Source organism: Microcystis sp. M53598_WE2, from assembly GCF_030067735.1.
Classification (GTDB): Bacteria; Cyanobacteriota; Cyanobacteriia; order Cyanobacteriales; family Microcystaceae; genus Microcystis; species Microcystis aeruginosa.
Window position 1 is genome coordinate 1 of record NZ_JASJFE010000998.1, and the last position, 10,439, is coordinate 10,439.

General features: G+C 41.9%; 12 protein-coding genes. 3 read left to right on the top strand and 9 right to left on the bottom strand.

The window, feature by feature from the left end; translation table 11 throughout:
* The coding region (locus PX636_RS20400; RefSeq protein ID WP_288118552.1) for a sll1366 family intein-prone helicase at nt 1-2,225 on the bottom strand (2,225 nt) is incomplete at its 3' end.
* 201 nt (nt 2,226-2,426) lie between these two features.
* Between PX636_RS20400 and PX636_RS20405 the strand changes: the two genes are divergently transcribed.
* Nucleotides 2,427-3,215, top strand: a complete 789-nt coding sequence (locus PX636_RS20405; protein WP_288118555.1) for a pentapeptide repeat-containing protein — start codon at nt 2,427-2,429, stop codon at nt 3,213-3,215.
* Here PX636_RS20405 and PX636_RS20410 read toward each other — a convergent pair.
* The gene (locus PX636_RS20410) at nt 3,212-3,583 is read right to left on the bottom strand and encodes an ArsR/SmtB family transcription factor (RefSeq protein ID WP_353853496.1); all 372 of its coding nucleotides are present in this window, start codon (nt 3,581-3,583) and stop codon (nt 3,212-3,214) included. The two genes, PX636_RS20405 and PX636_RS20410, sit on opposite strands and share 4 nt — an antisense overlap.
* A gap of 92 nt (nt 3,584-3,675) precedes the next feature.
* Nucleotides 3,676-3,846 carry a metallothionein gene (locus tag PX636_RS20415; protein WP_002797618.1) on the bottom strand — a complete coding sequence of 57 codons (171 nt, stop codon included), beginning with the start codon at nt 3,844-3,846 and terminating at the stop codon, nt 3,676-3,678.
* A gap of 313 nt (nt 3,847-4,159) precedes the next feature.
* Between PX636_RS20415 and PX636_RS20420 the strand changes: the two genes are divergently transcribed.
* The gene (locus tag PX636_RS20420; RefSeq protein WP_288118559.1) at nt 4,160-4,804 is read left to right on the top strand and encodes a Uma2 family endonuclease; all 645 of its coding nucleotides are present in this window, start codon (nt 4,160-4,162) and stop codon (nt 4,802-4,804) included.
* A 51-nt stretch (nt 4,805-4,855) separates the two neighbouring features.
* Here the strand turns inward: PX636_RS20420 and PX636_RS20425 are convergent, their stop codons facing one another.
* From PX636_RS20425 to PX636_RS20440, 4 genes are all read right to left on the bottom strand, one after another.
* Entirely contained in the window at nt 4,856-5,620 is a 765-nt protein-coding gene (locus PX636_RS20425; protein ID WP_002797620.1) for a DNRLRE domain-containing protein, read from the bottom strand.
* Nucleotides 5,621-5,791: 171 nt separating this feature from the next.
* Nucleotides 5,792-6,139, bottom strand: coding sequence for a type II toxin-antitoxin system PemK/MazF family toxin (locus PX636_RS20430; RefSeq protein WP_012263951.1), 348 nt, complete (start codon nt 6,137-6,139; stop codon nt 5,792-5,794).
* Nucleotides 6,126-6,311 (bottom strand): hypothetical protein, encoded by a 186-nt coding sequence (locus tag PX636_RS20435; RefSeq protein WP_002761554.1) that lies wholly within the window; start codon nt 6,309-6,311, stop codon nt 6,126-6,128. The genes PX636_RS20430 and PX636_RS20435 overlap by 14 nt, the downstream gene beginning before the upstream one ends.
* 276 nt (nt 6,312-6,587) lie before the next feature.
* Nucleotides 6,588-7,160, bottom strand: coding sequence for a DUF2808 domain-containing protein (locus tag PX636_RS20440; protein ID WP_002797621.1), 573 nt, complete (start codon nt 7,158-7,160; stop codon nt 6,588-6,590).
* A 165-nt stretch (nt 7,161-7,325) separates the two neighbouring features.
* Between PX636_RS20440 and recF the strand changes: the two genes are divergently transcribed.
* Entirely contained in the window at nt 7,326-8,453 is a 1,128-nt protein-coding gene (gene recF / locus PX636_RS20445) for a DNA replication/repair protein RecF (protein ID WP_288118563.1), read from the top strand.
* A 163-nt stretch (nt 8,454-8,616) separates the two neighbouring features.
* Here the strand turns inward: recF and rpiA are convergent, their stop codons facing one another.
* Together rpiA and PX636_RS20455 are read right to left on the bottom strand one after the other, a co-directional pair.
* A complete protein-coding gene (rpiA, locus tag PX636_RS20450; protein WP_002797625.1) occupies nt 8,617-9,327 on the bottom strand; it encodes a ribose-5-phosphate isomerase RpiA in 711 nt (236 codons plus the stop codon).
* Between the two features lie 72 nt (nt 9,328-9,399).
* Nucleotides 9,400-9,927: an RNA recognition motif domain-containing protein gene (locus tag PX636_RS20455; protein WP_002797628.1), complete on the bottom strand. Its 528-nt coding sequence runs from the start codon at nt 9,925-9,927 to the stop codon at nt 9,400-9,402.
* Nucleotides 9,928-10,439 lie beyond the last annotated feature (512 nt).

Consider the following 10,439-nt stretch of genomic DNA (forward strand, 5'->3'; position numbering starts at 1 on the left):
AAATTATGCAGGGATTCTTGATCGCCGTATTTTTCAATGGGAAGGGCAAAACGACGCTGAAAAAAGGCTTGAGTTCCTAAAAAATTGGGATTGAGAAAATCCAAAATTGACCATAATTCCGTCAGGCGATTTTCTACGGGAGTTCCCGTTAAGGCAATCCGAAATCCTGCGGGTATTTTTCGCACTGCTTGGGATTGTTTAGCCGTAGAGTTTTTAATATTTTGAGCCTCATCTAAAACTAAACCTTGCCATTGTACTGCTTCCAAAGTGGACAGATCGCGATAGATTAAAGGATAACTGGTAATAACAACCGATTTATTTTTTACCTCTTGAGCAAAAGCTTGACCTTTTAATCTTTTTTCGCCATGATGCACAAAAACAGCCAGGGTGGGAGCGAATTTTCTTAATTCATGTTCCCAGTTATTGACCACAGAAGTGGGAGCCACCACTAACACGGGATTAACTAACATATCCTGTTCTTTTAATGCTAGTAAAAAAGCGATTAATTGCGGGGTTTTTCCTAAACCCATATCATCGGCTAAACAAGCACCTAAACCCCACTTTTCTAGGAAAGCTAACCAACTAACTCCCTTGATTTGATAGGGACGTAATTCCCCCCGAAATTCCCGCGGTGGGTTGATTAATTGAATCCCTTGATTGTTATTTAAATTATCAATTAATTCCTTTAATGCTCCCTCCGCTTGGAAATTAACTACCGGCAGTTTAGCAATTAGATTATTATCTCCTGAACTCAAGCGCAGGGCATCCTCCACCGAGAGATTAAGGGGAGCGATGGTATTATTTAAAATTGCCTGAGCTGCTTTGACATCCGTAGGTTGTAGGATTAACCATTTGCCTCCCACTTCCACCACTGGCGATTTTTTCTCTAATAACTTATCAAAATCTTTTTTCGATATTTCCTGTTCCCCTACCACTAATTTAAGCTGAAAGTTTAATAAACTGGTTAAACTTAATCTTTCTCCTTTTTTGGGAGTTACACTGGCAGCAATCTTAATTCCTAATCTTTGTTCATTACTACCAGCAGTTAAACCCGTTGGCAAAATTACCCCTAATCCCTGATCTTGCAATTGCCAAGCGATCGAGCGAATAAACTGATAAACTTCGATGGAATCAAGAGAACATTCCTCCGGGTGTCTTTGCTCTAAACTAATTCTAATCGGTTCGTACAATCGCGCCGCTAGTCCCAGTCCTTTTAAGAGAATTTCCTGGGGATTATTGACAACTCTTTGATAACTATGATAACTTTCTTTGCCCTCTAACCAAATCAACTTGGCACTAATGAGAAATTCGGGATCATCTAACGCTTGTAAATAATAGGTGAGTTTCCACGCTGTTCCTAGACTGGGAGGTTGTAAACATAAACAAACACGGTATTGATTCTCGATTAATTGGCGATTATTGCCATTAACTAAACTTTCTTGGATAGGAAACACCCAGTTATGATAAGCATTTTCTAGACGCTGTAAATTCTTGGCTTCTAAAGCAATGTCATGATGATCACCGCTTAAAGATTGTAGCCAGGGTTTCACCATCAATGACGGCGAAATATTAACACCACTATCTATCTTTTGTCGCAAACGAGCATCGACAATATTTTTTAAGCAATCGAGAATAATTGTTTGTGGTTCACTATTTTCTTGATAGGCAAGACAAACCGGGGGGATGGTTTGGATAAACTTAGCTAAACGAGTGCGATCGATGGTACTATCTAGCAGCGGATACCAGCAACTTTGACCTTGATTTATTCCCGCTAAAAATTTCCCCCTTGCTAATAAATCTAAACTCCAACGGTGCAAATACAGCCAAAATCGTAGATCATTGCCGATAAATTCGGCCTTAGCTAGGGGTAATTTCTCCCATAACCGCACTATCATCCCCGCAGAAAAAGTTAATCCTGATATCTGCCATGGTTGCCAAGACAAGGATTTAGCTGTGGGTTCGAGAATTTGCCCAGACAGCAGCGGTAAAAAATATTTTTTCCTAGGGGGGGAATAGCTCGGCAAACTGAGCTTGATTGATTCTGGAGAATACCGGTCAAGCTGAGGAGAAAATTTCTCGATAAATTGGGCTAATGCCCCAGATTCTAGACAAAAAGGATGATTTTCTTGGGTTTCACTTAATTCTTTCCCTTGCCACTGTTCACCCCAAAGAAAAAAAACACTATCCTGCGAACGAATCAGCCAATTACCGTGTAGAGTAGTCATTATAAAATAGGGAAATTTCTCTAAAAAACCTGCTGTTGAAAAGGCAAAAAATCTCGATTTTGTCGCTTCTTCTGACCTTAAGAGCCTCTAATCTTCTATTTTAGTGGACAAGGGCTAATTTCTCAAGCAGAATCTAGTTCAGCGATTAGCCCCGATCGAATGGGTATTATCAGTAATAATAAATAGAGTTATTTTTAAACTATGTACAAATCGATCGCCCTCACCCTCGTCCTCAGTCTTCCCCTGAACTTCTCGCTAGTTGGTCAGACGGAAGATTTAAACCACCTACAGCAATTATTATCCACCCGAAAATGTCCCCAATGCGATCTGAGCGGTTCGGGGTTAGTGCAATCGAATCTAGTCGGGGCAAAATTAAATGGGGCCAATCTCGTCGGGGCCAATCTTAGTCAAGCTAATTTAAGTGGGGCGGATCTGAGTGGCGCAAATTTAACTGGAGCCTCTCTTTTTGGTGCTAATCTGACTGGAGCGAACTTAACTGGGGCAATCTTGACGGGTGCGGATTTAAGAGGCGCTTATCTCAATAATGCTAACCTCGACAACACCAAACTAGACACGGCCTATGTACAGGGTGCGGTGGGAATTCCCAGTAGTGCCGGTACTCCTGAACTATTCTACGGACTAGGAATGGTGGAAGGAAAACAGGGACGCACCAGTGCCGCTATAGAAAATTTTAATAAAGCCTTGACAATTAACTCAGAATATGCTCCAGCTTATCTGGCCCGGGCCATGGCTCACTATCGTCTGGGACAAAATGCTCTAGCGGCCCAGGACGCTCAAATGGCTTCGACTCTCTTTGAACAGCAAGGTAACACCCCCGGTTACGAAGCGGCAGAGAATTTTATTAAAGGCATGGAAATCGCCCTAAAACCGCGAGAACAAGGTGGTGGCAACGCTCAATTAGACCAAATGGTGCAGGGGATTGGTTCTCTGCTCTTACAGTTTGTTTTACCCGCTTTGGGACTGTTTTAGTCCTCGTCCGCTGGCTCTTCTAAATGTTCCGAGACCGCGTAATAAAGGTCAAGAACATGATGATCGGCAAGACGATAAAAGACTCTCCGTCCCTGTTTTTGGTATTTAACTAATCTTAAGGCTCTTAGGGTTCTTAACTGGTGCGATACGGCCGATTCACTCATCCCTAAGTCGTCGGCTAAGTCACAAACACATAATTCCTGTTTGGCTAAAAGCGACAGAATTCTGAGGCGATTGGCATCCCCCAAAAGGCTGAAAAATTCGGCCATTTTTTGGGCTTTTTCGATTTCTAATCCCTGCAAGTTCTGGAATTTCCCCTCTTGGTGATGGGATTCCCCACAAACCGGCACTATTTTCTCTATGGCCATGTTTTTTCCTGATCGGTTATTAAGGGAAAGTTGAGAAAGGGAGGTATCGATCGAATCTTCAATCCCGATACTTGTCCCCTTCTCCCCAATAACTAAATTTGACGGCAACAACAGCCCGGGTGTCCACCGCCTTTCCCTTTAACGTGACCATCGGCACAAGCTTGGCAACAGTAGTATTGATCGTTTTCTTTGATGGCATCGGCGATCGATACTTGACACTCACAGGATTTACAAGCACATTTCATGGTGGTGACAGCGATCATGGTTACTACCTCTGAACTTCTTTACTGACTTTAGTATAACATCTGAACAGATGTTCATGGATTGAATAAAGTTAAATTTTTCTAAAACTCAGACGGGTGGGAAGTTCTCCTTGATCAGTGATCAGATTGGAGTTTTCAGTTTGCATATAGAGCTTTTCACGTTACTGAGGTATCGACAAGTTTTGCCAACAAAGAGTTTAAGCCCCTTGCCCATGCCTCATTCTGATGAAAACTGCTATATATAGTCTAAGGTAGAAAAAAGTTAAATACTGACTAAACCGCCCAATCATAACAACTTAGGCGACAAATTCTGATGTTATTAGCATTAAAACAACTAACTGTTACCCCAGGCGACCGCCTGTTGTTAACTTCACTCACTTGGCAAGATTATGAAAAAATTCTTGACGAATTGGGAGAGCGACGGTCAATTCGTCTATCTTATAGTCAGGGAACTTTAGAAGCAATGACTCCTCTTTTTATTCATGAAAATACCAAAGTTTTAATCGGGGATTTGGTTAAAGTTCTCCTGGATGAATTAGAGTTAGACTATGAACCCGCTGGATCGACAACCTTTAAAAATCAACAAATGGATCAAGGAATAGAACCAGATGAGTCTTTTTATATCGAAAATTGTGCTGCCGTTAGGGGAAAAAAGCGACTTGATTTGGCGATTGATCCCCCTCCCGATTTAGCAATTGAGATTGATATTACTAAGCGAACCCGATTTAATAATTATGAGCGATTGGGTGTTCCTGAATTGTGGCGATATGATGGGGAGAGACTGGAAATCAATGTTTTGCAAGGATCAGAATATGTTGAATCTTGCCAAAGCCGACTATTTCCTCAATTTAATCTAATAGAAAAAATTCCAGAAACGCTACAAAATAGTCAAAAAATCGGTAGTGCAATGGCATTAAAACAATTCCGAATTTGGGTCAAGCAAACGCTTAATCCCTAACTTCAAATCGAGAACGAAGTCAGGGAACTTTTGCCGATGATAATTTAGGGGTTACAGTTTTCGCTTTAAAGCCGCACCTATTCCTAATACTCCTAAACTCAGTATTCCTAGAATTGATGAGGGTTCGGGGATAGAAGTGACAGGAGGTGGGGGAGTAATTTCTAATTGTAGTGTTGGTGGAGCAAATTGAGTAGCTTCCTTACCAGCAAAATTTTGGGTAGAAACGTTAAAATTATCGCGCGTGATGATTAGCGTTGCTAGATTGTTCGTATCATTCTGTAAAAAGCTGACTAATTTAGGATCGGAAAAACTAATTATCGTACCAAATGGTGTACTTGTAGGATTAAAAGAGAATAATCCTAGAAAAGTGGTTTGGCTGGAATCAATCGTGTTACCTCCCCCGTTAGCAGGTGCATTATTCCAAGTAATTGTGGATTCGTTCCAGTTCTCTCCAGCATTTCCATCATTTAACCCATAGACACTGTAGCTAGACAGTGGAGGAGTAGAGTTATTATCAACATAAGTCCAATTGAAAATAGCGTTACTAATGTTTGATTTATTGATGGAGTTTAGATCGAATCTTAGGTATCCTTTCCTTATGACAGTAGAATCACCCTTAATTGCAACTGTTGGATCTACTGCATTGAAATTTGTATCAGGATTAATATTAACAACAAAAGTATCTGCACCATTGCCAAAAGCTGTTGTACGATTAACAGTTGCTGCTTGAACAGGTGCTATAACAAAGGTACTAACAGCTAAAACAGAAGATGTAATCGCTATCTTGGATAAGCAATTCTTACCCCCCCCCCGCAAAATTAATCAGTTTTACTAATGTCATAATTGAAAAGCCTCTGGAGAATTAGATTTGAGTGATTGTTTAGTTGTATAGTAGTATAGTAATGAAGCTTTCTGGATTGCTCAGGGGAAATTTAAGGAAGTCTTTGGGATCGCTTTAGGAAAGTTAATCATTGGATAAAATCAATGCTAGGGAATATTTAAGGATTTTTTGAGGGCAGTTTGAACTTGGTTTAGGATGTCTGAGGGTAAAATGCCTAGTTTCTGTTGAAAAACGGACTGGTTGACCGTCGCAATCTTGTCAGTTCTAATTACAGAGGTCTTTTTTAAGCCTGTTTGTGAGAAGTTGGGATGTCCTTCCCTAACCAGTATCCAAGTTTCCCACCACTCTCCAGGGGGGATTTTGGAGAAGATTCCCAGGATGATTTGTTCTTCTCGATGTACAGCTAAAACTAGCGCGGGTCTGAGTTTTGTGGTGCTAAGGTCGCTGAAGGGAAAGCGAACTAACCAAATTTCGGCAGCTTTAGGGTTGGACATTGTAAATATCTTCCTCTGGGTCGTTCCATTCTGGAAAGCCTGTTTCTGCTAGTTTCATGAGGGTGAGGGTTTCTAGCTTGTCTTCGAGGTCTTCTAAGAGAGAAATTTGTTCTGAGAGGGGAAGTTGATAGACTAGGGTTTTGATTTCTTCAAGGGTTAGGGTGGAAATCATAAGACTCTGGGGTTGTCGAGATATACATTTATGTCAAGCAAACGCTTAATCCCTGACTTTAAATGGACAAGGAAGTCAGGGAACTTTTGCCGATGATAAGTTAGGGGTTACAGTGTTCGATTTAAGGCTGCACCTATTCCTATTGATCAGTGATCAGTTATCAGTGGGTAAGTTAACAGTGATCAGATGTGAGTTTTTAATTGTGCAGTATTAAATATAGCGTTTCCTACTGTCTTTTTACTGATTACTGTTTACTGTTTTTAGATGCGGAACGGACTACCAGCGATCGCCAGCCTCATAAATTGCTAAACGTCCGACACCTAGATATAATCCGGGAGAATTGTCCCCGGGGGGATAAGCAGTAATTCCAAACTGATAGACACCACCATAATCAGGATTTCGTACTGGTTTCAGACCGATGGAAACGGTATTACCGGGGGGGACAGGAGGATCAAAAATGACCGTGATCGTCTGAGTATTGGGGTCAAAAGTAGTGGATTTTAGGGTTAATTTTTCCCCTCGCTGATTGCGATCGCCAAGAAAAGCAAAGGTTTGATCGAGAAGAAAAGCAATAGTTTGAATATTAGGCTGCTGTTGTATGGTTACTTTACCCAAGGGCGCCCCGAGAGACGGCGGTAGAGCGATGGTAAGATAGTATTTTGCCCCCCAAGTACGCACGGATTGGAAAGTAGCGAAGAAATTAACTAGAGTGGGAGAACTCTCAAAAAATACTCTGCCATCGGGAAATTGTCCTGCGAGAGACACAGAAGCATCAAAAGCGAGTATAGCAATCAAAGCGAGTTTAGATAGACTTTCAGTCTGTTTTAAAGGCAAAAAAGGAATTTTCAAGGTAAAAGCTACTATAAAATATTGATTGTCAAGAGGAATTATACCAAATTCACTTAACCCTAAACCGCTGCCATTATCAGTGATCAGTTATCAGTGATCAGTTGTTTTCTCCCCACTTCCCACTTCCCACTTCCCCAACCCCCAACAGCTAACCCCCAACTTGCAATGTATCTCGAACACCTACATCTTCACAGTTTTAGAAATTATGCCGAACAGTTGCTAAAATTCGAGTCCAAAAAAACAATATTATTGGGCAATAATGCTCAGGGAAAATCCAATTTACTAGAAGCGATCGAACTTTTGGCCACTCTCAAGAGCCATCGAGTCAGCAAGGATCGGGATCTGGTGCTAGAATCGGACTCGGAGGCGAGAATTTTTGCTAGGGTTAATCGTCTTTATGGAGCATCAGAATTAAGTTTAATTCTCCGTTCTTCCGGTCGTCGCACCGTGATCCGTGATCGTCAACCCCTGCGCCGTCATCTTGATTTTTTGGGCGTGATTAATGCGGTACAATTTTCTAGTCTCGATCTGGATTTAGTGCGCGGTGGTCCGGAAGCTCGCCGAGATTGGTTAGATACTTTATTAATTCAATTAGAACCCCTATACGTTCATATTTTACAGCAATATAATCAGGTTTTACGACAAAGAAATGCCCTCTTAAAAGAGATTCGTAAACAGGAATTAGAGGGAAAAGTTTATGGGGATTTATCCCAACTAAAACTCTGGGATTTACAACTAGCAGAAACCGGTTCAAGAGTAACGAGAAGAAGGGCGCGAGTCCTGCAAAGATTAATTCCTTTAGCCCAAAAATGGCACGAAAGTATTAGCGGAAAAACCGAACTTTTAGAATTACAATATATTCCCAATGTGCCTTGGGTAGAAGATGATGTCAATGGGGTACAAAGGGCTTTTTTAGATAAGATTGAAACCCGTCGTTTGGCAGAGAAACAACTAGGGACATCGGTAGTCGGTCCCCACCGGGATGAAGTGGATTTTTTAATTAACCAAAACCCCGCTAAATCCTACGGTTCCCAAGGACAACAAAGAACTTTAGTTTTAGCCTTGAAATTAGCGGAATTACAGTTATTAGAGCAGATTATCGGGGAACCTCCTCTATTACTCCTCGATGATGTTTTAGCCGAATTAGATATCGATCGACAAAATCAATTATTAGATGCGATCGAAGACCGTTTTCAAACTTTAATTACCACCACTCATCTCAGTTCTTTTGAGTCTCGTTGGTTGCAGTCTTCCCAAGTATTTTCTGTCAAAAAGGGACATATTTTTTATTAACCTATAGCCTCTCGTTATTTTGCTCTTTGTCTATATATACCCATAATTCGATCCCCCCTTAATCCCCCCTTAATAAGGGGGGGATCTGACAGTTTTTAACACCTAACTACTTAATAAAACAGGCTGTAGGCCTGTTTCACTATTAGATTAAGAATAATTAATCCTACCTAATCTCGCGGACTACCGGCTTACCGTCGATAATTTCACCGACGAGAATCAGATCAGCAACCCCGACAAATAAACCATTTTCTAAAACCCCCGGCATATTATTAATAGTTCTTTCCAAATCAGCCGGATCATCGATACTATCAAATTTAACATCGATAACTAAATTGCCTTGATCTGTCACCACGGGGCCAGCTTTTTTCACTCCCATGCGGAGAGAAGGTTTACCACCGAGGGCCTCTAATTTCAGCATCACCGGAGTCATGGCCATGGGTAACACTTCCACCGGCAAAAGAAAAGTCGATCCCAACTTATCTACCAGCTTATTGCCATCCACTACCACGACAAAAATATCGGCGAGACTATCGACAATTTTCTCCTGAGTATGGGCAGCACCGCCGCCTTTAATCAGGTTTTTCTGGGGATCCACCTCATCGGCCCCATCGATAGCGATATCCATCTTTGCGATGACATCGAGGGTAGTGAGGGGAATTCCGTACTTCCTAGCCAAAACTTGCGCTTGAAAAGAAGTAGGAACCCCGACAATATTGCTGATTTCCCCGCTTTGCAGTCTAGCGCCCAGATACTCGATCGCGTAGGCCGTTGTTGAACCAGTTCCCAATCCCACGACCGAATTAGATTGAACTAGATTAGCGGCGGCCTTACCGACCTCCTGTTTCATGATAATGACCGGATCGATTGCTGTCATGATGCACATTCCTAAAAGCGATGTTTTGAACCTCTTAGTTATCGGCTATCCCTTGCCCTCTTGTCAATGCAATTAGGGATTAGTGGCCTGAGCTGCTAACATTTCCTTGAGTTTAGCCAATTCATTAGCCCAACGGGGATCTGGCTGTAAAGCGTCACCATCGCCGGTAACTTTCGGGGTACTACTGCCACCCCGTTCAGCCTTGCGTTTTTTGCCGCCGCCGCCACCACCACTGGATTTGCGCGGTGCTGCCGTCGTCGGTTTCGGAGTCGGTCTTTCGACTTTTTCCGGGGTTTCTACGCTGGCCTCCGGCCCTTCTGCTTCTTCTCCTTCTTCTTTACCTCCCTTGCTCCGGGGGAGAGCTTTCTCGATTTTGATCGGGTTTTCCATAAAGGATTGACCGTTGTATTTTTCGATAAACTGGTCAGCTAGTTCATCGCTAGGGACGGTAACGAAGGCAAAACCGCGACATTTGCCAGTTTTGCGATCTTTGATGACTTTAGTGGTAATCGTATCCCCTTCATCGGCAAAAAGCGCCTGTAATTTTTCGCGCTCGACGGATTCTTTGGGCAAATTACCAACGTATAGACGAACGGACATGATGGATTCCTCCAAGTATAGGGTGATGTAAAAACTTGTGCGACATTCCGTGCCTGTATCCTGATTTTTTTAAGGCAAACAGAGCTAAGGAGGATGTTTCCCAGCGATAAGCTTGTAGTTTCTGCACGATAGCGGCTGTGGCCGTCAATTTCGACTATCCTTAACGATTTCAACGAGAGTAACGGAATCTAGGAGTTACGCTTTTTAGCTTTTAACAGGGCTAATCATTCAACTTACCCGATTTATGTCGCTCTCTTCGATTATTACAGAATGTTTACACAATTTGTCAAATATTTTCTCTCGCTCCGGGCTGCCATGGAAAAAAATAAGTATAACTACTTAAGTATTTGTTCACAGTAAGCAAAATTTTATTAAAACTCTTGCTAAATGTATCATTATATGCTTCTTTCCTTTTGGCGGCGGGGTATCCTAGCTAACGGGAGGGAAAAAGCAAAACCCTCTTTACAGATACATTGACACTTTGTCAAGTATTTGTTACATTAGTTAAAAAA

What these genes read in the sequence shown, in the direction of transcription:
- rpiA (WP_002797625.1), bottom strand. Translation starts at nt 9,327, where the DNA reads ATGACAGCAATCGATCCGGTCATTATCATGAAACAGGAGGTCGGTAAG.
- PX636_RS20410 (WP_353853496.1), bottom strand. Translation starts at nt 3,583, where the DNA reads ATGGCCATAGAGAAAATAGTGCCGGTTTGTGGGGAATCCCATCACCAA.
- PX636_RS20420 (WP_288118559.1), top strand. Translation starts at nt 4,160, where the DNA reads ATGTTATTAGCATTAAAACAACTAACTGTTACCCCAGGCGACCGCCTG.
- PX636_RS20430 (WP_012263951.1), bottom strand. Translation starts at nt 6,139, where the DNA reads ATGTCCAACCCTAAAGCTGCCGAAATTTGGTTAGTTCGCTTTCCCTTC.
- recF (WP_288118563.1), top strand. Translation starts at nt 7,326, where the DNA reads ATGTATCTCGAACACCTACATCTTCACAGTTTTAGAAATTATGCCGAA.
- PX636_RS20435 (WP_002761554.1), bottom strand. Translation starts at nt 6,311, where the DNA reads ATGATTTCCACCCTAACCCTTGAAGAAATCAAAACCCTAGTCTATCAA.
- PX636_RS20455 (WP_002797628.1), bottom strand. Translation starts at nt 9,927, where the DNA reads ATGTCCGTTCGTCTATACGTTGGTAATTTGCCCAAAGAATCCGTCGAG.
- PX636_RS20405 (WP_288118555.1), top strand. Translation starts at nt 2,427, where the DNA reads ATGTACAAATCGATCGCCCTCACCCTCGTCCTCAGTCTTCCCCTGAAC.
- PX636_RS20415 (WP_002797618.1), bottom strand. Translation starts at nt 3,846, where the DNA reads ATGATCGCTGTCACCACCATGAAATGTGCTTGTAAATCCTGTGAGTGT.